Origin of the sequence: Acinetobacter calcoaceticus ANC 3811 (assembly GCF_000399665.1) — a bacterium.
GTDB classification, from domain to species: Bacteria; Pseudomonadota; Gammaproteobacteria; order Pseudomonadales; family Moraxellaceae; genus Acinetobacter; species Acinetobacter calcoaceticus_B.
The window spans coordinates 58174-80137 of record NZ_KB976985.1 but is presented as its reverse complement, the minus strand read 5'-3'; the positions used below and the strand labels follow the sequence as shown (position 1 = coordinate 80137).

Here is a 21964-nt window from a genome sequence, read left to right as displayed (position 1 = left end):
GTGTGTTAGGTGGAAATCTGAAAGTAATAAATGATGTAAAATCAGAATAATAAGTAAGAAATAGGAGAATGTTAAAATGATAAAAATAGAAGATATAAATCTACTTGAGCAAGGGTATAAGATGGTTTTTGATTTAAGGTCATCTTCTTCAATATTGATGGATGAAAATTATATCAAAAATATACAGCAAACTACGTTGGATAAGGGAACAACTATGGGGCTTAAGGGTGACAATGGTTTATATGCAACAGCTGAATGGTGGGAAAATATCAAAAATGGTAATATAGAAACTTATTGGGTGAAAGGAGTAATAGTTGGGATTAATCAAGACAATCCATTTATAGATACAAATAAAATGATCACAGTTAAAGTTGATGGAACGAATAAAGAAATTTTTCAAGATATAATTTTTACTAGTGAAAGAGAAAAAATTATTAGTGAAGAACTTTATAAAGCTGGAAATGAAATAGTATCCATTTATATTTTGGATAAATTAAAAGAAGATGATGTTTGGAATTGGGTGGTAGAAGAAAAATTAGGTTTTTCTCCATTGCTTAATAGAGTTTATATTAAGGGTCGGGATTAAAATTATTCTATATTGATGGATTATAGGTATTTAATGTGAATGAAGATGAAATTAATATTATAGCCTATAATTACGTGGGTTATATTAAATTAAATAAAGATATTGTTTTTCCTGCTAATGGTAATAAAAGTGATGTTATTTATAACCAAAGTGGAGTTAATAGGAGAATTTTTTCTGGATACGTTAGCTTTCCTGAAATTGAAAAGAACACTTTATTTTATATGAAAGCTTTTTTACTTACTCTTACTGTAGATGTACCTTGTAAAGAAGAAATTCATTCTTTAATTAAAATATTTTCATATTGTGAGAACCACTCTTTGTTAATTGAAAAATTATCATTAGGGCTGAAATCTAATTTAAAAGGTGTTGTTTTTAATGGGCTTAAAGAAATAATAGGTGATTTTTACTTGTTAGAAAAAATTGATGACTTATTTTTCTATGATGGAAGAGAAGAAGCGTACAATATTTTTTTTAAATGATAAATAATTTAGATTGTTATAAAATATAAAATAGATAAAGACTAAATAAAATGATAGAGAATTGTGCATTGATTAATCAAGGATATAAATTAATTTTTGATTTAAAAATGTGGTTGGAGAAAAATGGGGAGGATGAGATGAGATCTACACATGCTTTGACTCTGGATAATACTACAAGTAGCGGTTTAAGTGGAGTGTATGGTTTATATGGAACAAGTGAGTGGTGGGATAATGTTGAAAAAGGCAATATTGAAACATATATTGTAAGTGGGGTAATAGTTGATCTTAGTAAGGGGAATGTTTTTGTTGATGATAATACAATGCTAACTATTGAGTCAGATAGTACTGAAGATGAGATATATGAAGGAGTAGTATTTACGAATGAAAATTTGGAGAAAGAGTATAGTCATCTTTATTCTATAGGAAATAAAATAGTTGTTTTTTATATATTAGATGAGTTGAAGGATAAAGATACTTGGAACCCTTTAATAAAGAGTAAAAATGGTACTTTACCAATAACAAATAAGATTTATATTAAAGAGAAAGATTGATTTTTATATTGTTGATTTTATTTGTGATTTTTGGCCTGTTTTGGAGTAGAAAGCATATAATTAAATATTTTAAATTGTTAAGGAATCTTCTCGTCAAGAAGATTCAATAAATATAAATAGATGTTTGAATGAATTAGTAGTTGTTACTGAATGTAAATTTTAAGATTAAGGGGTAACATTATAAAAAACCGTGGTGCTGGAGGGAGTTGGTAATGGGGAATTTGTATAGCTTGCTATTTATACCAGTGCTAGTGGCATGCTCTGGTACAGTTGATTTGCTTGTTTCGGGTAATTTTAATAAAGGAATTGTATTTCAGCTATCTAAAAGTGATGCCAAAAAGCTCAATAGTAGTTTTCGATTTTATGTAATGGATAATAGTATTGTTCCTGCTGGTACGTTGAAAGAAACAGTATGGGAGATTAAGATAAGTAGGGAAATAAAATGGTTTAATTTTAAAAATGATTATGCCTATAAATGGACTTATGGAATTAAACCAAGCGGATTTAAAGAGATTATCAAACCCAAGCAGCTAAAGTTAAATACTCAATATTATTATTCGATTGATGGTGGGGCAGGCTATCATGGTTCAGGTTGTTTTTATTTAAATGAGAACAAAATGGTTGTAAATATTAAGAGCTGTTGAATCGGGTATTGTTCAGAACCCTGGTCTTATAATTTATCATCTATAGGCATCACTGCGCTATGCTTTTGCTTATGGGTTAATATAATGTGGGAACTAATCAGTTCTAAATTTTTATATAAAAAGATGTGAAATAAAAGCATTTTAAAATAAAGTTATGAGGTTTTATTTGAATAAAGGAAATAATATGAGGCCTTTTTTAGTATGTTTGATTGTTTTTCTTGGTGGTTGTAGAGCTGTAGAAATTAATAAGGAGTATTATTTTTAGCAAGGTTTTAATGCATCAACTGTTGTAAATCTAACTAATTATGTCTATATAATTAAAGAGTTACAAGAATATGAAAATGTGGATATATATATTCCTTTATTGCTTGTTGCACAAGATATGAGGAGGATATCAGAAAAAGATTTAACTCTTTATGATAAAAAGAATTTATGTCAAGTTAAATATTTTATAGATAATAGATATTTAAATGATCAAAGAAAGATTCAAAAAGATCTCTTGGAAACTAAAAAATGGCTTTTAAATCTAAATTACTGTGATTAAATTTATATATTGAAGTTTAAAATTGGAACAGTGTCTTAAGAGTATTTTAATATTAAAGGAACTGTATGAAAAATTATATTATAAATTTATCTGATGACTTTTGTGAATATGCTTGGGAAATTGAGTTGAAGGGATGTCTTGAGGTGGATATACAGATATTTGATAAACTATATAAATTTAATTTTTATGATCCTATTAGATTGCAACAAACTATTGAAGATGATTTGAGATCAAATCAATATTTTTTTTATGAAAATATAGTTGTATTACCAAAAGTAAAGTTAGAGAATATTGAAAAATTTATAGAAGATATAATTGATACTCCTTATCTATTATCTTTTTCTACAAAAAGATAAATATTTATTATGTTCTTCTATTTATAGTCTTCAACTATAGAATATTTATATTAAATGTTATGTGCGCCCTGCGGGACTCGAACCCACGTCGGTCGCTTAGGAGGCAACTGCTCTATCCAGTTAAGCTAAGGGCGCATAATTTTCTGATTATAAACAAAAAAGCTATTGCAAAGGCAATGGCTTTTTTACGTTTTAGTTATTAAAACTTTTGCCATAGTGGGCAATAAAGATAAAGTTGAACCATTCAACGGTTTCGAACACTTATGACTTGTAGAAAAACAGTTTATAAAGCTAAAAAATCACAAAAAATTCATGTTGATCTTTCTATGATCTGAAGCAAAACACGAAAAGGTTTGATGCAAGCAATCCGGTAGGTGAAGTTATTCCTAGAAGGTTGTTTGTCAAAAATCAGATTTGGCTATCGTATAATTCAAAAGGGCATAACATGAAAAAAATTGATGAACAGGACTTATCTAGAATTATTGAAATGGCATGGGAAGATCGTACTCCATTTGAAGCAATTGAGCGAGAATATGGCTTAAGTGAAAGCGAAGTTATTCGTTTAATGAGATACAACTTGAAAACCAATAGTTTTAAACTCTGGCGCAAACGTATGGCAGGGCGTAAAACTAAGCATCAACAATTACGTTCGCCAGAAATTGAACGAGCTTACTGTTCGCGTCAGTATAAATATGCATAACGTCTAGTTTTATTGTCGATGAAATTTTAATTTTTACAGCGCGTAATTTTCTGATTATGAACAAAAAAGCCCCTATCGAAATAGAGGCTTTTTAGTGTTTAAGTACGAAATATAATATTATTGTTTTTTAGAATTCAATAATTTAAATAGTACAAACATGAGAACGATCCAGATTGGAATCATCATCACTGATTCTTTGAATCCTTGGCTCCACATAATGTAGAGAACAACTGCAATAAAGCCTAAAACCAAATAGTTACTAAATGGTGCCCAAAGTGCAGGGAAGTGAGTTTTTTCACCTTTTGCTTTCATTGCTGATCTAAATTTGAGGTGAGTCAAACTAATCATTGCCCAGTTCAATACTAATGCACCAACGACGATATACATTAAGTGACTTAATGCATCTTCGGGTACAAAGTAGTTCAACAGTACGCAGCCAAAAATTAATAATGCAGAAAGTAATACGGCTGGAACAGGTACGCCTTGTTTGTTTACTTTTTTGAAAACTTGTGGAGCGTTACCTTGTTGAGCTAGACCGTATAACATGCGGCTGTTTGCAAACATACCACTGTTATAAACAGATAGAGCAGCAGTTAAAATAATAAAGTTAAGAAGATGTGCTGCCCAACCAATTCCCATTTGGCTAAAAATCATAACGAATGGGCTTTTGTCGAGGCCACCAAGATCTAACTGGTTCCATGGCACTAATGAAAGCAAAATTGTTAGTGAACCGATATAGAAAATCAAGATACGGAAAACAACTTGGTTGATTGCTTTTGGAATAGTTTTTTTCGGATCTTTTGCTTCCGCTGCTGCCATTCCAATTAGCTCAATGCCGCCAAAAGCGAACATTAAGAAAGCTAACATATAGAACAGACCACTAAAGCCATTTGGAAAAAATCCACCATGTGTCCACAGGTTACTAAATGAAATGCTTGAACCCACATCTGCTGTAAACAACAAATAAAGGCCAAAGATAATCATAGAGATGACCGCAGTTACTTTAATAATGGCGAGCCAAAATTCAGATTCACCATAAAATTTAACGTTGGTTAAGTTTACGGCTGTAATCACGACAAAGAAAAATAAGACAGAAGTCCACGCTGGAATATGAGGCCACCAATAATTAATATATTTGGCAACAGCGGTGAGTTCACTCATCGCAACCAGAACATAGAGTATCCAATAATTCCATCCAGCTAAAAATCCGGGAAATTTCCCCCAATATTTATAAGCAAAATGGCTGAACGATCCTGCAACAGGTTCTTCAACAATCATTTCTCCCAAGTGACGCATAATCAAAAACGCGATTAAGCCGCCAATGGCATATCCTAAAATAATGGATGGTCCCGCAGATTGAATCACTTGCGCCGAGCCTAAAAATAATCCGGTACCAATTGCTCCACCCATAGCAATTAATTGGATATGTCGATTTTTTAGTCCTCGTTGCAGTGTAGAAGATTCGTTGGTCAAAGGTCTTCACTCACAATGAATAAGTAAATTATTCTAATAGATGGAGTTATTTTAGCCTAGACTACAAATTAATAAGCCGTGACTGGAAAGTAATAATAAAATATATTTAAAATCATTAGTTTACTTTTAATATTTTAATATAGCGTGAAAAGTGCTCTAAAAAATATAATTTAATATAGACTTTTTTTCTTAGATTTTGCTTAGATTAAGTCATTGCAAGCATATTGCTAAATTCTCAAAATATGCTCGCGTCAATACGATTGATGTATAAAGCAGATCGCTATCTCTTGGCCTTAAAACAATTTAAGATGCAGAGAAGGGTAAACAAGAATGCTTGTTTTGATATAGAAGAACATAATAGTAAGGATAACAGTTGATATGAGCTCAGTACCGCAAATTAAAATTCCAGCCACTTATATGCGTGGTGGAACCAGTAAAGGTGTCTTTTTTAAGCTTGATGATTTGCCGGAAAGAGCTCAAGTTGCAGGTCAAGCAAGAGATCAACTATTACTACGTGTCATTGGTAGCCCAGACCCATATGGGAAACAAATTGATGGAATGGGTGGAGCCACTTCGAGTACGAGTAAAACAGTTATTCTCGCTAAAAGTACTCAGCCAGAGCATGATGTCGATTATTTGTTTGGTCAGGTTTCAATTGATCAGGCTTTTGTCGACTGGAGCGGTAACTGCGGTAATTTAACTGCTGCGGTTGGCTCTTTTGCGATTTCAAATGGCTTGGTTGATGCAGATCGTATTCCAGAAAATGGCCTATGCACTGTTCGAATTTGGCAAAAAAATATTCAAAAAACCATTATTGCGCATGTGCCTATCACCAATGGTCAAGTTCAAGAAACTGGTGATTTCGAACTTGATGGGGTGACGTTTCCTGCCGCTGAAGTTCAAATTGAATTTTTAGATCCTGCCGATGATGGCGAAGAAGGCGGTGATATGTTCCCGACAGGGAATATTGTTGATGAATTAGATGTTCCTGATATTGGTCGTTTTCAAGCGACATTTATTAATGCAGGCATTCCAACCATTTTCTTAAATGCAGAAGATTTGGGTTACCAAGGTACAGAATTACAAGATCATATTAATAGTGATGCAACTGCACTGGCACGTTTTGAAAAAATTCGTGCATATGGCGCGGTACAGATGGGCTTAATTAAAGATATTTTGGAAGCGGCTGCGCGTCAGCACACACCAAAAATTGCTTTTGTTTCTAAACCGAAAAACTACACTGCTTCAAGTGGTAAGAGTGTTTCAGAGAGTGATGTCGATTTACTGGTTCGTGCTTTGTCGATGGGTAAATTACACCATGCGATGATGGGAACCGCAGCGGTTGCGATTGGCACAGCGGCTGCCATTCCGGGAACGTTAGTAAACCTTGCGGCTGGTGGTGGCGAACGTGAAGCAGTACGTTTCGGACATCCATCTGGAACATTACGTGTTGGTGCTCAAGCGGAACGTATTAATGATCAATGGGTTGTGAAAAAAGCCATTATGAGCCGTAGTGCACGTGTGTTAATGGAAGGTTGGGTACGTGTTCCGGGTGACAGTTTCTAAAAGTCATTAAGTAAAAAAGTCTCTCAAACATGTAGAGGCTTTTTTACGTTTGCCCTCAAAAACTCATCACCCACTTTTCACAGTGAATCGTGTATGATGTAGCGCATGAATGCTTCATTACATTCAATAAGATTTCTCTACTGATTTTATCGAGGCGGCTGTGTCATCACTCTCTCAAGTTAATGCGGATGTTTTAAAACAAGCTCAACAACGTATTCAACAAGATTTATTGACGACACTGGCCGCGTTCTCAATTCCAGAGCCTTTAAAAAGTGCAGTACACCATGCAGTTATGCTTGGTGGAAAACGTGTGCGTCCGGCTTTGTGTTATGCCACGGCTTCTTTACAGCCAAATCCAAATTTTGCTGCGGCTCGCCGTGCTGCGGTTGCTGTAGAGTTAATTCATTGTTATTCGCTAGCGCACGATGACTTGCCTTGTATGGATAATGATTTACTACGCCGTGGTCAGCCGACGTGTCATGTTGCATTTGGTGAAGATACTGCTTTACTTGCAGGTGATATTTTACAATCAATGGCTTTTGAGGTTTTAGGTAGCCGTTTGTTCGATGAACAAGGGCAGGGTACGGATGCTGCGATTGTATTAAAACAAATTCAGATTTTAGCAACAGCCACTTCTAAAATGGTCTGTGGACAGGTATTAGACCTACAAGCTGAAGCTAAGCAAATTGCTCAAGACGAACTTGAAAATATTCATCGTAATAAAACTGGCGCGCTCATTCAGGCTGCAATTATGATGGGTGCGGTCACTATCTTTTCTGGAACAGATCAAGCAATTCCAAAGTTACGCCAATATGGTCAGACCATTGGACTGGCTTTTCAAGTATTAGATGATATTCTCGATATTACTTCGAGTACCGAAGCTTTGGGTAAAACTGCTGGTAAGGATGAGCAAGTTCAAAAATCGACATACCCAGCTTTAATGGGGCTCGAACAAGCACAGATTTATGCCAAAGAATTGCACGATCAAGCTTTTGAGGCTTTAGCTCATTTTGGTGATAATGCAAAAGAGTTAGTAGATATCTCACAATTTCTTTTAGCACGTACGAATTAATAATATTAAATCAATATTGATGCTTCTATTCATGTGAAATGGATAAGGGAGAAAAAGATGAATGGTGAACAACTCCATCAAAAAGCAATTGAAATTGCAAGTAATCTTCCTTTTAGCCAACACGTTCATCCATTTGGACCTGACTATGAAGTTTTTAAAATTTTAGAAAAAATGTTTATGCTGACAGCGGAAGTGGCGGGCGTGAAAATGATTAATCTCAAATGCGACCCTTATAAAAGTCAGGAATATCAGGAGCTTTATTCATTTATTATTCCGGGCTATCACATGAATAAAAAACACTGGATTTCGATTACACCGCATAAGAGTTTAACTGGTGATTTACTTCAAGATTTAATTCATGATTCTTATGATTTAGTCGTAAAAAAACTACCTTTGAAAGATCAGAAAAGATTAAAAAACCAATAAAATAAGATATAAAAAAACGGCGACATGATTGTCACCGTCTTGATTTTAATTACTTATTTAAAGCAATTAAATTAATTATGCTTTCCCATAATGCCACGAATTGTGTTTAAAACATCGGCAGGTAAAACCACTGTTTTAGCATTACTTGATTTCGCTAATTCTTGCATTGCTTTAATGTATTGTTCACCTAACAGGTAAGTTACAGGGGTTTCTTTATCGCCCACTGCACTTGTCACCATTTCAATCGCTTTTTGCGAAGCTTCAGCCAAAACAACTTGCGCTTCTGCATCACGGCGAGACGCTTCTAAGCGACCGTCAGCTTCTAAAATGGCAGCTTGTTTTTCACCGTCTGCTCTCGTTACTGTGGCACGACGTTGACGTTCTGCCGCAGCTTGAGCTTCCATGGCAGCTTGCATTGTTGTAGATGGCTGAATATCTTGGATCTCAACCGTTTTTAAGGTGATGCCCCAATCCGAAATATCATCAGAAATTGCAGCTTTGAGCTTCGCTTTAATATGATCACGTGAAGACAAAGCATCATCTAGATCCATTTCACCGACAATAGAACGCAGTGAAGTTTGTACAAGGTTTTGAATTGCCCATGTATAGTTTTCAATACCGTAAACTGCTTTTTCTGGTGTGGTTAAATTGATATATGCCACAGCATTCATAAGCAATACGGCATTGTCACGTGTAATCACTTCTTGTGACGGAATATCTAGCACAATGTCTTTCGTGGTAATTTTATAAGCCACGTCATCGATATAGGGAATCACAAAGTTAAGCCCCGGATTAAGGGTGGTGTGATATTTACCTAAACGTTGGACAATCCATTTGTAGCCCTGAGGAACAATACGAACCCCTTTAAAAATGGTAATAGCGACAAACGCCAAAAAGGCTAAAACAATAATAGTACCGACCGGCATGAAAATACCCTCTCTTTATCTTTAATGTTTATGAAGTACCGTGGGTTTGAACAATTAAGTCATTACCCGAAATGTCAATAACTCTGACACGATCGCCCACTTTAACAGGAGTAGTGCTCCGACAATTCCACTCATCGGCCCCTAAAATAGGCATTGGAAAGCGAACAATAATTTGATCATGGTCTAAACCAGTTTGAATCACCATGCCAACTTGACCAATCGTTGCTTCACGGGGCAATCCCGCTTTGGTTTTATCAATTGATAAGGGTTTAATAAATTTGAACCAAAGAATGGTGCATAGTACTGATAGTATTATCCACAATACAATTTGTGTTGTGAGGCTAATATCTGGAAATAACCAATAGAGAATGCACACCATAATGGCGGCAATACCAAACCAGAGTGCGGCAAAGGCAGGTAGAATCAGTTCAGAAAGAATAAGTAAGATACCCAATACAAACCAGTGCCAAGGTTGTACAACAAACTCCATAAATCTGCTCTTTTATATATCTTTATGATGGGTAAAAGTGACTAATATCACTTTTACCACTGTAGCAGATGATAGGAAATGTGGATAGAAAAAAACCACTTCAATTAGAATTTAGAACGTGGCGCGGGCTTAAATGCTGCTGGAGATTTTTTGAAGGTTGCAATCGCACTTTCAATTTGGCGAATTTGAGCTTGAGCAGCTTTTTCACCTTCCAAAATTGCCTGATTACTTGATTTGAGGTCAAGTGTACCTAAATGACCCACTTTAGGCTGAATCACAACATTGGCTTGCTTGAGTTCTTCATTAATACTTTGTTGGCCCATAATATTAATGGTTTGATCTAGTAATCCCCACATATTGGCTGGGCGATTACCTGCTGGACGCGCTGAAATATCAACGGCAATCACAATATCTGCACCCATATCACGAGCTGTTTTAACCGGAATTGGGCTAACTAATCCGCCATCTATATATTTTTGATTGCCAATTGTGGCTGGCACGAACACATTTGGAATACTGCAAGAGGCACGTACTGCTTGGCCTGCATTGCCTTTAATAAAGTCTGCCTTTTGACCATTATCAAGACGAGTTGCCACAGCCGCAAAACGGATTGGGAACTTCTCAATCGGTTTATTGCCAACATTACGGTTAACGTAGTCTTGTAACTTTTGCCCGAGAATAATGCCTTGACGGTTAAGCGTTAAATCACGGATATCAGACTCTTGTAATTTCAGAGCCAGACTTTGCAATTGATAAGGTGTTTGTCCACTCGCGTAGATACTTCCAACAAAGCTACCAGCACTGGTACCCGTTACAATTTTAGGCTTAATTCCATGAGACTCTAAAACCTTGATCACACCAATATGTGAAAATCCTTTTGCTCCACCGCCACCTAAAGCAAGCGCAATGACAGGTTCACGGGCTTTAATTGAGGTAGTCGGCGTTGGTGTTTTGCTAAATTTATCACAGCCAAAGAGTGCTAGAGAGATAAATCCAATACTGGCAAATTGAGCAATTTTCATCTTTAAAAATAATCTATGTCGAGATAAATTAAGAAGGGCCATAAGACCAGATTCGCTCAATTTTTGCTAGGTTTTTTTCACTAGATTTTGTAAAGGTTCGGCAAGCCAATTGCGATTTTTGGGAGAGATTTTTCCTTTATAACGCTCAAAAATCTTTTGTAGATCTTCATCATAGTTTCCACTTGGGTCTAGGTGCCCTAAGCAGTGAATTGTCTTACGGTCATAATCAAAAGAAAACATCACAATGGGAATATTGGCTTTTGCGGCAATATGGTAAAAACCACTTTTCATTTTTTTTGCTTTTTTACGTGTGCCTTCGGGCGCCATCCCAATCCAGATCTTGTCATATTTTTGAATGGTTGCAACGACTTGTTCGGTAAGTCCATTGGCTGTGTCACGTTTAACAGGAATAACGCCAGCCCAGTCTAACGCTCGCTTAAACGGTGGTTTAAAAAGGGCATCTTTACCTAATACTGTAATTTGGATACCTAATCCGAAAATTGCAAGAAAGCCATACCATCCATCAATATTGGAAGTATGAGGGGAAATAATCGCCACTGCTTTTGGAAAATTAGGAACTTCGCCTTCAATTGTCCAACCTTGCGCTAAAAAAAGTTTTTTAAATAGCGCTCGGCTTAAAGCAGTGCCACGTTGGGGTACCAAATCAGGTAAATTAGGGAAATGTTGATCCATATTTTTTTAAATTTTAACTTGTCCTCGTTTTATCTTAATCTTTTGAAATATATGCTTCATTGGCAAAATGTAAGAACAACATGACATTTGATGTTATTTCTCATTAAAGAAATAAAAAGTAGGTATATATGTTTCGGCAGCAAAATCTTTATCTTCTGCTATTTTCCTTATATTGGGCACAAGGGCTACCTGTCGGTTTTATGACCCATGCTTTACCCGTTATTTTAAGGGCACAGGGTGTATCACTCGCTCATATTGGTGGTTTTGGTCTATTAATGCTGCCTTGGTCAATCAAGATTTTTTGGGCGCCGTGGGTTGATCGACATGCACTTTCTCGTTTGGGGCACTATCGTAGTTGGATTTTACCTACTCAGTTTTTGACGGTAGCTGTGCTGTGTATTTTGTCTTTTTTCCCTATTCAGGCTTTAGATCAGCCTCTTTATCTATTCGCCTTTTTTATTTCGCTGCTTTTAATGAACTTAACAGGTGCAACTCAAGATATTGCGACCGATGCTTTGGCAGTTAATTTACTGCAACATGACCAGCAACATTGGGGCAATACATTTCAGGTGATTGGTTCCCGACTCGGTTTTATTGTCGGGGGAGGTGCCGTACTCTGGTGTTTAGACTGGTTAACATGGCAACCCACTTTTTTGCTATTAGCGGCCTTGGTGTTTTTAAATACTTTACCCGTTTTATTATTTAAAGAGCCTAAACATACAGCTTATTCAAGTCATGAACTTAAACCCAGCCAGCAAAATTTAGTCATAAAGATTAAAGCCTACTTGAGTTATTTCTCTCAAAATGAAGAGCTTCGTTCTTGGTTGGTTGTACTTATTACTTTTAAAGTAGCAGATGGTTTGGCTGGGCCATTACTTAAACCTTTAATGGTTGATATGGGGCTAAGTTTTACTCAAATTGGCGTTTATATCACCATGCTCGGTGCAATAGCAGCACTGGCAGGGGCGGCAATAGCAGGTTGGATGCTTAAATACTTCTCTAGACCTACTGCTTTAATTGTTTTTTCAGTATTTAAAATCATGAGTTTAGCGGCCTATACCTATTTAGCTTACACCTACGAACAGAAAATTCAGCTCAATGTCTGGGCGATTTATACAGTCAATGCTTTAGAGGATACATTCTCTGCAATGTTGTTGGTGGTTATGTTGACTTTAGTGATGCACTACAGTCGAAAAGAATATGCGGGTACCGATTTTACCTTTCAGGTTTCGGTCATGGCGACTGTGAGTGGGGGTCTTTATAGTTTGAGTGGCGTGTTTGGAGATGCCTTCGGTTATTTCCATTATTTGATAGCTATTGTCATTATTGGCACTGTTACTTTGCTCCCTATTTCTCTCTGGAAACATGCAAAACTACAAGAAAAATAATCTTAACTAAATGAAATAAAGAAATTTAATATCGATTAAGGAGTGATCTAGTCATTATCTACTACCTTTGTCTATGTTTTTAAAAATGTATGTTTTTAGCTATTTAAATGCGCTATTAATTGTGCCATCTTGTTTGGGTAGCAAATGGAAGCTAACTGGAGTAAAAATGGATTTCGTTAACAAGAAAAATCATGTGAATCAATTAAAATGGGTAGAAAAATGTTCAAGTAGATTGGATATTAGCCTAAAGTCTAAAAAAGAATAATGAAATAACGATTTAATCATTCTATAAGATAAGAGAGTTGTGTAGGATTCGTTACAACATGAAGTTAAGGTAAAAATCTGTAAGTCAAAGTATATTTTTTATGTCTTTGGTTATTGGTTTTGGTCTTGCATAACGTTGAAATTGGTTTTGGTTGCGGTAATAAAATTAATGTAACCAAAGTGGAGGAGAGTTGATTTTTTAGCCCCCTAATTTAATGGCGTAAATCAACTTGGCATGGATAGGCAACATAAAATATATTTTTGGAGTTTTTGATGGATCTATTCCTTAATCGTAAATCTTTCGTTGTTAAAAGTTTAGCTCTTACAGTTACAGCTTTAATGATGAGTGGGGCACATGCTGCGACTTCCGACAAAGCGGAAATTCAACAGCTTCGTAAAGAAGTTGAAGCTTTAAAAGCTTTAATTCAACAACAAAGCCAAGTGCAGCAACAACAGCAGCAAGTACAGCAACAACAGCAAGTACAGTTAGCTGAAGTTAAGGCACAACCAGTTGCTGCACCAGTTTCGCCGTTAGCAGGATTTAAATCTAAAGCTGGCGCTGATGTGAACCTATATGGTTTTGTTCGTGGTGACGCTAACTATATTATTGAAGGTGCGGATAACGACTTTGGTGATGTAAGTAAGTCAGATGGTAAAACGCATGATAAATTACGTGCGACTGCTAAAACGACACGCCTTGGTTTAGATTTTACTGCTCCAGTAAATGATGCCAAAGTTGGTGGTAAACTCGAAGTCGACTTTGCTGGTTCAACAACAGATTCAAATGGCTCATTGCGTGTTCGTCATGCGTATGTAACATATAACAACTGGTTGTTTGGTCAAACAACTTCAAACTTCTTAGCTAACCATGCACCAGAAATGATCGATTTCTCGACCAACATTGGTGGCGGTACTAAACGTGTACCTCAAGTACGTTATAACTACAAGTTAGGTCCAACTACGCAATTATTTGTTTCTGCTGAAAAAGGTGATAGCACTACTTCAGTAACAGGCGATAGTATTAAGTATAGCCTACCTGCATTAACTGCTAAAATCACTCAAGGCTATGCAGATGGCAGAGGTTCTGCTTCAGCTCGTGCATTAGTTGAAAATTATAAATCACAGCTTGCTGATGATGATAAAATTGGTTGGGGCGTAGCTGTAGGTACTGATTTTAAAGTATCTGATCCTTTAAAACTCTTTGCTGATGCATCATATGTTGTAGGTGATAATAGTTACTTATATGGTAGTAACACTCCTTACGCAGTAGAAGGTAATTCTATTGAGCAGAATAAATTTGTAGCAGTACAAGTGGGTGGAACTTATAAGATTTTACCTAACTTACGTTCTACTCTAGCTTATGGTGCTCAGTTCGCTGATGACGGTACTGATTTTGCAAGATTAAATGCCTCTGCAAATGAAAAAGTTCAACAAGCATGGCTTAACGTAATTTACTCACCAGTTAAACCAATTGATTTGGGTCTAGAGTACGTTAACGGTAAGCGTGATACCTTTGAAGGTAAGTCTTACAAAGATAACCGTGTTGGTTTAATGGCTAAATATAGTTTCTAAAACCTACATTTAGTTAAAAATCAAAAAAGACGAGGTTAAATTTAACCTCGTCTTTTTATTAGAAAAATTTTGAAATAAGTATTTTTTAAGATTTATGTATTAGATCATTTTTTATTTAAGTCATTTTTAAGTTTCAATTTCTACAGTAAAGCATCATAAAAAGATTGTAGTTCCCCCCAAGATGCTGAATTTTTTTTCTACCTTAAAAAATAAACAGATTTCACTGTTTATGTTTAATTTCATTATAGCCATTTGGTTAGGTGCAATTCTAAATATTGGTTTTTATAACAAAGTACATCTTTTAACTCCATATTTTGGAGTAAAGGCTATTCTATTTTTAGCAGCTACAGTTGTTATTCTTATTGCTGCTTATTACGCACTATTACAGATTCTAAACTGGAAGTGGACGGCCAAGTTTTTTGCAATTTTGCTGGTCTTCATTGGTGGTTTTAGCTCTTATTTTGTCAATACCTTAGGTGTAATCATATCGCCTGATCAGATTCAAAATATGATACAAACAGATGTATCGGAGGTTTCTGATTTAGTTTCATTACGCTTTGGACTTTGGACAGTTTTCTTTGTTGTTTTACCTATTTTCTTGATTACTCAGGTAAAGATCAAAAAAGAAAAACTAGTTCCTCTTTTACTTAAAAAAGTATTATCTATAGCTATTGCCTTCGCACTTGTAGGCGGTCTGTTATTTACATATTATGTTGATTTTGCAGCAATCTTTAGAGAGCATCGTGATTTAAAAGGTATGATCTCTCCTCAAAACACCATTTCTTCTTTGATGTCTTATTATCATAAAAAGGCACCTAAGAAGAATCTTCCTCTTGTGAAATATGGTGAAGATGCTCATCAGGTTCAGTCAGCGCAAAAAAGTTTACCTAAACTCATGGTACTTGTTTTAGGTGAAACGGCTCGTGCGGAAAGCTTCTCACTCAATGGATATGCTAAAAATACGAATCCAGAGCTTTCTAAACAAGATATTTTGAATTTTTCTCAAGTAAGTTCGTGTGGTACAGCCACTGCTGTTTCAGTTCCATGTATGTTCTCTGGGATGTCACGTTCTAATTATGATGAACAGTTAGCAAGTCATCGTGAAGGTCTATTGGACATTGCAAAGCGTGCGGGTTACCAAGTCACTTGGATTGATAATAATTCTGGTTGTAAAGGCGCATGTGATCGTGTTGAGCAATATCAAATATCAGAAAAGTTAAAGCAAAAATGGTGTAAAGATGATGAATGCTTGGATGGTCTTTTAATAGATAGCTTAAATGAATATTTAGCTACTATTCCGAAAGAAGACACGCGTCCGCGCCTAATTGTTTTGCATCAGATGGGTAGTCATGGACCTGCGTATTACAAGCGTGCGCCTGCGGAATATCAAAAGTTTAAACCGACTTGCGATACTAATGCGATACAGGGCTGTTCTCCAACCGAATTAGTAAATAGCTATGATAATACAATCGTATATACAGACCATGTATTAAGCCAAATGATTAATAATCTAAAAGAAGTATCGAAATATCAAACTGGGTTATGGTATTTATCTGATCATGGCGAATCAACTGGTGAGCATGGTATGTATTTGCATGGGGCGCCTTACTCAATCGCACCAACTCAACAAACACATGTACCAATGATTATGTGGTTCTCTGATAACTGGAAACAACAGAATCTTGCTCAAGTAAATTGTTTAAACCAACAAACCAAACAAAAGTTAAGTCAGGATAATTTATTCCCAAGTTTGTTAAGTATGCTGGATGTGAAAACTCAGGTCATTAACCCTCAACTGGACATGTTGCACTCTTGTGCCCATGTGAATTAAAGCGAGCTTAGAACATGACAAAAATCTTAATGATTGAAGATGATTTTATGATTGCTGAGTCAACAATAACGTTGCTGCAATATCATCAATTTGAGGTGGAATGGGTCAATAATGGCTTGGATGGTCTGGCTCACTTGGCCAAAAATAAGTTTGATATCATTTTATTAGACTTAGGTTTGCCGATGATGGATGGTATGCAGGTCTTAAAGCAAATCCGTCAAAGAGCTGTCACTCCAGTTTTAATCATTTCGGCAAGAGACCAGCTACAAAACCGCGTGGATGGATTAAACCACGGCGCAGATGATTACTTAATTAAACCATACGAATTTGATGAGTTACTTGCCCGTATTCATGCGCTATTGCGTCGTACTGGAGTAGAGGCTCAGCTTGCGAATCATGAGCAACTTTTACAAAATGGCGATTTGGTTTTAAATGTTGAACAACATATTGCAACCTTTAAAGGCCAACGGATTGATTTGTCGAACCGTGAATGGGCGATTCTTATTCCTTTAATGAGCCATCCAAATAAAATCTTTTCTAAAGCAAATCTGGAAGATAAGTTATATGATTTCGATAGTGAAGTGACCAGTAATACAATTGAAGTATATGTGCATCACTTGAGAGCTAAACTTGGAAAAGACTTTATTCGAACTATTCGAGGGTTGGGTTACCGTTTAGGGTAATCCTCGCTTCAATTTTGGAACTTTATAAAAGTGCATTATTCATTAAAGAAACGACTAATTTGGGGCACCTCAATTTTCAGTGTTGTCTTAGGTTGTATATTAATTTTTAGTGCCTATAAGGTTGCACTTCAAGAAGTTGATGAAATTTTAGATACTCAAATGCAGTATTTAGCTGAACGAACAGCTGAATATCCTTTAAGGACTGTAAGTAGTAAGTTCGATTTACACAGAACTTATCATGAAGAAGATTTGTTTTTAGATATTTGGGCTTATAAAGATCAGGCCCATTTATCTCATCATTTGCATCTGTTGGTTGCACCAGTTACCCAAGCGGGTTTTTACTCGCATAAAACCAGCCAAGGCGTCGTGAGAACTTACGTTTTGCCTTTAAAAGATTACCAGATTCAGGTTAGTCAACAAGAACGAGTTCGTGAAGCTTTTGCTTGGGAACTCGCAGGAAGTATGTTTATTCCGTATTTAATTATTTTGCCATTTGCGATTTTTGCTTTAGCTGCAATTATTGGTCGAGGTTTAAAGCCAATAGATGACTTCAAAAATGAGCTGAAGGAACGCGATTCAGAAGAGTTAGCACCCATTGAAGTTTTAGACTATCCTCAAGAGTTATTACCAACTATTGATGAAATGAATCGTTTGTTTGAGCGTATTTCTAAAGCTCAAAATGAGCAAAAACAATTTATTGCAGATGCTGCTCATGAACTTCGGACTCCTGTCACAGCTTTAAATTTACAAACCAAGATTTTAATCAGTCAATTTCCTGAGCATGAAGCGCTGCAAAACTTAAGTAAAGGATTAGCGCGTATTCAGCATTTGGTCACACAGCTTTTGGCTTTGGCTAAGCAAGATGTGTCTTTAAGTGTGATTGAACCGACCAGAACTTTTCAACTCAATGATGTCGCTTTAAATTGTGTTGAACAGCTTGTTAATTTAGCTATGCAAAAAGATATTGATCTAGGGTTTGTCCGCAATGAACCTATTGAAATGCATAGTGTTGAGCCAACAGTACACTCAATTATTTTTAACTTAATTGATAATGCAATTAAATACACGCCTCATGAAGGAATGATTAATATTTCAGTCTTTACTGCTACAGATGGCGATGCGTGTATACAAATTGAAGATAGCGGTGCAGGAATTGACCCTGAAAATTACGATAAGGTTTTAAAGCGTTTTTATCGTGTACACCACCACCTTGAAGTGGGCAGTGGCTTAGGTTTATCAATTGTTGACCGAGCGACTCAGCGTTTAGGCGGAACTTTGACACTAGATCGAAGCTTAGAACTTGGCGGACTTTCTGTTTTAGTTAAACTGCCTAAAGCTCTACATATTCATGAAGCAAGAACTTGATTTAAACAAGTTCTTGTTTGATTCGTTTTTCAAACTCAAAGCGGTGAATACAAATTTTATAAAATAAAATATTCACTGCCCAAACGACCCAGCCAGTCCATAAATTGTGGCTAAGGAAATGGGCGCCACGCATCATTTGTCCCCAGCCCATCAGAAAGCCTAAGATAATGCCTGCGATGAGATAAAAATAAGCTCGCTTGGGTTGCTCAAGGCGATAAACAAAAAAGCCTGTCATCAAAATAAAGCCTGCACTTGCGTGACCACCAGGAAAGCAATGACCATGTGTAGAGGTAAAGTCCCACACATAGCTTAAAGCAGTCGGATGAATCATATTCCAAGGGCAAGCGTGAGCAGATTGTGATTTTAATAGGCCAACTACACCGCTACCAATCATGCTGACAAAAAACATATAGCCATATTGCCAGCGATAAAGTTTCAATTTTTCTACTTTGAATGACGCAATCCACAGAAATAAAAAGATCACATAAACGGTAGTAATGATTTGTTTTACGATTTCATGGTTTACCCTGACAAGATACCAATTGTCCCGATTAAAGAAATGACCTGTTGAATCCATCCAAGGGTGGATGAAATACATATCAATTTTCCCACCCACTGGAAATATAAATAAAAGTATAAAAAAACTAAGGGCAAGAAAAATAAGCTGAAGTTGAAAAAATTGTTTTTGTTGGTTCATTGCCATGCAACATCAATTTGAGTGTGAGTTGAAGGCATTACATAAAATAAAACTTAAATTGTTCTTAAACTAAACAAAATTTAATGTTGAAATAAAGTTAATAATTAAAAATTATATTTATAATTCATAGGTATATATTATTTGTTTAGAAAAAATTTTAATTTTTTTTAATTAATTTGGGTGAGCAAAGGCTTTAAAACGTAATGATAAGCAGGATATTTTGATCCTGCTTATCAATTGTTGAGTTAAAACATACCTTCTTCGGAGTTTGCAGAAATTTTATGAATAGATAAATCTGCACCTCTAAACTCATCTTCTTGAGATAAACGAATGCCAATAGTTGCTTTGAGTAAGCCGTAAACAATAAAGCCGCCAGCGAGCGCAATAGCAATCGCAAGTACTGTACCAATGAGCTGTGAAGCAAAAGATACACCGCCTAAACCACCAAGCCATTTTTGGCCGAATAGACCTACTGCAATACCACCAAATGCGCCGCATACGCCGTGTAAAGGCCATACACCCAACACATCATCTACTTTGAGTTTATTTTGTGTGTAGGTAAATAGGTACACGAACATTGCACCAGCTGCACCACCAATAACAAGCGCACTGACCGGATGAACAATGTCAGAACCCGCACAGATTGCGACTAAGCCTGCAAGTGGACCGTTGTGTAAGAAACCAGGGTCGTTTTTCCCAATCGCATTTGCTGTAATTGTTCCGCCGACCATAGCCATGAGCGAGTTAATTGCAACCAGACCTGAAATTGCATCAACTCGTTGCGCGCTCATCACGTTAAAGCCAAACCAGCCTACAATTAAAATCCATGAGCCAAGCGCCAAAAACGGAATAGAAGAAGGTGGGTGAGCACTTACACGACCATCTTTCTTATAACGACCAGAACGTGCTCCCAATAAAATCACGGCAGCAAGTGCAATCCAACCACCCATAGCATGCACCACGACTGAACCTGCAAAGTCGTGAAAAGCTGCACCAAAAGTTGCTTCTAACCATTTTTGCAGACCGTAGTTACCATTCCAGACCATGCCTTCGAAAAATGGATACACCAGCGCAACTAAAGCGAGTGTCGCAATTGCTTGTGAACGCATTTTTGCACGCTCAGCAATACCACCTGAAATAATGGCAGGAATGGCTGCAGCAAAAGTGAGTAAAAAGAAGCAACGCATGAGGTTGTAGCCATGATCACTCGCAAGGCTTGTGCCATCATGGAAGAAGTGCTGACCATAGGAAATGTAGTAGCCAACAAAGAAATAAGCGATTGCAGAGAGGGCAAAGTCAGTCAGAATTTTACTTAGCGCGTTCACCTGATTTTTATGGCGAACCGTACCAAGTTCCAAGAATGCAAAACCTGCGTGCATGGCAAGAACCAAAACAGCACCAAGTAATAAGAAAAATAGATCTACATTTTGCATAGCATGCTCGAAAAAAGTGCTAAATTCCATTTTGGAACAAATCTGGGTCTGTAAATTGCACCAAAATAGATTTAAGGAATCTAAAAACCTAAGTTTGTCTAAACAAACTCAATTGCATAAAAGTGAATATGCAATAAATGCACCAATTTGAATTGGAAAAGTGGTTTTTGGCGATAAATGGTGCGTTGATTTAGTCAAGATAGGGCAGTTATGGCGCTTTTTACGTTACAAGTCATCTAATACGCTGATAAATTGACCTGAAAGAGTTCGTTATTAAAGTTTTAAAAATTGCTCTTATTCATTTAATGATCTGACCAAACCTCTTGAGCAACTTCTATAAATGCTTTCACAGCAGGACTCATATGCTTTTTATTTTTCACTGCCAGTCCAATAGAACGTTTAAGATTCGGTTTAAAAGGGCGTTTAACTACGTTTGGATAAAGTGAGAGTAACTCTTTGGTGATGACCATATCAGACACAATGGACACCCCTAACTGGTTGTGAACCATGCTGACGATACTTAAAATTTGTGACACATAAAATTTGATGTCTGGTTTCACATTAAAGTTTTTTAAAATTAATTCGACCTGATATCTACTCCCAGCCATCGTCATGATGAAAGGGCAATTTTCTAGTTGTGCTGGATCAATATAGAGTTGTTGCGCGAGCGGGTATTGACTAGGAATTAACGCAACAAAACGGTCTTCAATTAACGGGAACGTATCGAATCGCTCATCTGGCATAATCAAAAAACCGACTTCTATACGCCGTTCTAATAACCACTGAGCAACTTCTTTATCTTCACCTTCATCAATATAAATTTCGATTTTAGGGTAGCGTTGCCGAAAGGTTTCTAAAATTTCAGGCAATAGATAAATGGAAGATGAAGCACCAAAAGAACCAATACGTAATGTGCCTTCGTTTAAACCATGGATGGCAGCCACTTCTTTTTCTAAGGTATCGGAAATACTCAATAGCTCTTTTACATGGGTCAATAATTGCTGACCTGTTGTCGTGAGCTCAATATCACTTTGGGATCTTGAAATTAGGTTAATGCCCCATTGTTGTTCTAATGATTTAAGGGCATGAGAAACGGCCGACTGTGAAATGCCCAACTTTTCTGCTGTAGCAGTAAAGCTTTTTAGTTCAGCAATGAGTGCGAAAATTTCAAGTTGGGTAAAGGTCATGTTGTATTTGTTATGA

The 21964-nt window shown here is 36.4% G+C and carries 22 protein-coding genes, 1 tRNA gene and 1 pseudogene; 15 read left to right on the top strand and 9 right to left on the bottom strand.

The window, feature by feature from the left end; all coding sequences use genetic code 11:
* Positions 1 to 76 precede the first annotated feature (76 nt).
* From F935_RS00390 to F935_RS00365, 5 genes are all read left to right on the top strand, one after another.
* Positions 77 to 586: a hypothetical protein gene (locus tag F935_RS00390; protein WP_016137093.1), complete on the top strand. Its 510-nt coding sequence runs from the start codon at positions 77 to 79 to the stop codon at positions 584 to 586.
* A 35-nt stretch (positions 587 to 621) separates the two neighbouring features.
* Complete coding sequence (locus tag F935_RS00385; RefSeq protein ID WP_016137092.1) at positions 622 to 1065, top strand: hypothetical protein; 444 nt, start codon at positions 622 to 624, stop codon at positions 1063 to 1065.
* 50 nt (positions 1066 to 1115) lie between these two features.
* Positions 1116 to 1616, top strand: coding sequence for a hypothetical protein (locus F935_RS00380; protein WP_016137091.1), 501 nt, complete (start codon positions 1116 to 1118; stop codon positions 1614 to 1616).
* Between the two features lie 212 nt (positions 1617 to 1828).
* Positions 1829 to 2260 carry a hypothetical protein gene (locus F935_RS00375; RefSeq protein ID WP_016137090.1) on the top strand — a complete coding sequence of 144 codons (432 nt, stop codon included), beginning with the start codon at positions 1829 to 1831 and terminating at the stop codon, positions 2258 to 2260.
* 609 nt (positions 2261 to 2869) lie between these two features.
* Entirely contained in the window at positions 2870 to 3160 is a 291-nt protein-coding gene (locus F935_RS00365; protein ID WP_016137089.1) for a hypothetical protein, read from the top strand.
* A 62-nt stretch (positions 3161 to 3222) separates the two neighbouring features.
* Here the strand turns inward: F935_RS00365 and F935_RS00360 are convergent.
* Positions 3223 to 3295: transfer RNA gene (locus tag F935_RS00360), tRNA-Arg, on the bottom strand.
* Between the two features lie 310 nt (positions 3296 to 3605).
* Between F935_RS00360 and F935_RS00355 the strand changes: the two genes are divergently transcribed.
* Complete coding sequence (locus tag F935_RS00355; RefSeq protein WP_003655360.1) at positions 3606 to 3860, top strand: TIGR03643 family protein; 255 nt, start codon at positions 3606 to 3608, stop codon at positions 3858 to 3860.
* A 117-nt stretch (positions 3861 to 3977) separates the two neighbouring features.
* Here the strand turns inward: F935_RS00355 and F935_RS00350 are convergent, their stop codons facing one another.
* Positions 3978 to 5333 carry an amino acid permease gene (locus F935_RS00350; protein ID WP_016137088.1) on the bottom strand — a complete coding sequence of 452 codons (1356 nt, stop codon included), beginning with the start codon at positions 5331 to 5333 and terminating at the stop codon, positions 3978 to 3980.
* Between the two features lie 378 nt (positions 5334 to 5711).
* Between F935_RS00350 and prpF the strand changes: the two genes are divergently transcribed.
* The 3 genes from prpF (at position 5712) to F935_RS00335 (ending at position 8397) form a co-directional block, all read left to right on the top strand.
* Positions 5712 to 6899 carry a 2-methylaconitate cis-trans isomerase PrpF gene (gene prpF / locus F935_RS00345; protein WP_016137087.1) on the top strand — a complete coding sequence of 396 codons (1188 nt, stop codon included), beginning with the start codon at positions 5712 to 5714 and terminating at the stop codon, positions 6897 to 6899.
* 160 nt (positions 6900 to 7059) lie between these two features.
* Complete coding sequence (locus F935_RS00340; RefSeq protein ID WP_016137086.1) at positions 7060 to 7971, top strand: polyprenyl synthetase family protein; 912 nt, start codon at positions 7060 to 7062, stop codon at positions 7969 to 7971.
* 57 nt (positions 7972 to 8028) lie between these two features.
* Positions 8029 to 8397: an MmcQ/YjbR family DNA-binding protein gene (locus F935_RS00335; protein ID WP_016137085.1), complete on the top strand. Its 369-nt coding sequence runs from the start codon at positions 8029 to 8031 to the stop codon at positions 8395 to 8397.
* Positions 8398 to 8468: 71 nt separating this feature from the next.
* Here the strand turns inward: F935_RS00335 and F935_RS00330 are convergent, their stop codons facing one another.
* The 4 genes from F935_RS00330 to F935_RS00315 all read right to left on the bottom strand — a co-directional run bounded on the left by F935_RS00330 (position 8469) and on the right by F935_RS00315 (position 11528).
* Complete coding sequence (locus tag F935_RS00330) at positions 8469 to 9323, bottom strand: SPFH domain-containing protein (protein WP_016137084.1); 855 nt, start codon at positions 9321 to 9323, stop codon at positions 8469 to 8471.
* A 28-nt stretch (positions 9324 to 9351) separates the two neighbouring features.
* Positions 9352 to 9813 carry an NfeD family protein gene (locus F935_RS00325; protein ID WP_016137083.1) on the bottom strand — a complete coding sequence of 154 codons (462 nt, stop codon included), beginning with the start codon at positions 9811 to 9813 and terminating at the stop codon, positions 9352 to 9354.
* A gap of 104 nt (positions 9814 to 9917) precedes the next feature.
* On the bottom strand, positions 9918 to 10835 hold the full coding sequence (locus F935_RS00320; protein WP_034591625.1) for a patatin-like phospholipase family protein: 918 nt from the start codon (positions 10833 to 10835) through the stop codon (positions 9918 to 9920).
* A gap of 66 nt (positions 10836 to 10901) precedes the next feature.
* The gene (locus F935_RS00315; protein ID WP_016137082.1) at positions 10902 to 11528 is read right to left on the bottom strand and encodes a lysophospholipid acyltransferase family protein; all 627 of its coding nucleotides are present in this window, start codon (positions 11526 to 11528) and stop codon (positions 10902 to 10904) included.
* Between the two features lie 128 nt (positions 11529 to 11656).
* On the opposite strand from F935_RS00315, the gene F935_RS00310 reads away from it, so the two are divergent.
* From F935_RS00310 to F935_RS00285, 6 genes are all read left to right on the top strand, one after another.
* Positions 11657 to 12916, top strand: coding sequence for an MFS transporter (locus F935_RS00310; protein ID WP_016137081.1), 1260 nt, complete (start codon positions 11657 to 11659; stop codon positions 12914 to 12916).
* A 73-nt stretch (positions 12917 to 12989) separates the two neighbouring features.
* Positions 12990 to 13181 carry a hypothetical protein gene (locus F935_RS00305; protein ID WP_034591627.1) on the top strand — a complete coding sequence of 64 codons (192 nt, stop codon included), beginning with the start codon at positions 12990 to 12992 and terminating at the stop codon, positions 13179 to 13181.
* Positions 13182 to 13453: 272 nt separating this feature from the next.
* The gene (locus F935_RS00300) at positions 13454 to 14752 is read left to right on the top strand and encodes a DcaP family trimeric outer membrane transporter (RefSeq protein ID WP_016137080.1); all 1299 of its coding nucleotides are present in this window, start codon (positions 13454 to 13456) and stop codon (positions 14750 to 14752) included.
* A 181-nt stretch (positions 14753 to 14933) separates the two neighbouring features.
* Positions 14934 to 16583 (top strand): phosphoethanolamine transferase, encoded by a 1650-nt coding sequence (locus tag F935_RS00295; RefSeq protein WP_035365914.1) that lies wholly within the window; start codon positions 14934 to 14936, stop codon positions 16581 to 16583.
* Positions 16584 to 16597: 14 nt separating this feature from the next.
* Positions 16598 to 17266 (top strand): DNA-binding response regulator PmrA, encoded by a 669-nt coding sequence (locus F935_RS00290; protein ID WP_016137078.1) that lies wholly within the window; start codon positions 16598 to 16600, stop codon positions 17264 to 17266.
* A gap of 30 nt (positions 17267 to 17296) precedes the next feature.
* Positions 17297 to 18631 (top strand): two-component system sensor histidine kinase PmrB, encoded by a 1335-nt coding sequence (locus F935_RS00285; RefSeq protein WP_016137077.1) that lies wholly within the window; start codon positions 17297 to 17299, stop codon positions 18629 to 18631.
* A gap of 1 nt (position 18632) precedes the next feature.
* Here F935_RS00285 and F935_RS00280 read toward each other — a convergent pair.
* From F935_RS00280 to F935_RS00270, 3 genes and pseudogenes are all read right to left on the bottom strand, one after another.
* Positions 18633 to 19341 (bottom strand): annotated as a pseudogene (locus tag F935_RS00280) (phosphatase PAP2 family protein).
* A 232-nt stretch (positions 19342 to 19573) separates the two neighbouring features.
* Positions 19574 to 20761 carry an ammonium transporter gene (locus F935_RS00275; RefSeq protein WP_016137075.1) on the bottom strand — a complete coding sequence of 396 codons (1188 nt, stop codon included), beginning with the start codon at positions 20759 to 20761 and terminating at the stop codon, positions 19574 to 19576.
* 302 nt (positions 20762 to 21063) lie between these two features.
* Entirely contained in the window at positions 21064 to 21948 is an 885-nt protein-coding gene (locus tag F935_RS00270) for a LysR family transcriptional regulator (protein WP_016137074.1), read from the bottom strand.
* Positions 21949 to 21964: the final 16 nt, after the last annotated feature.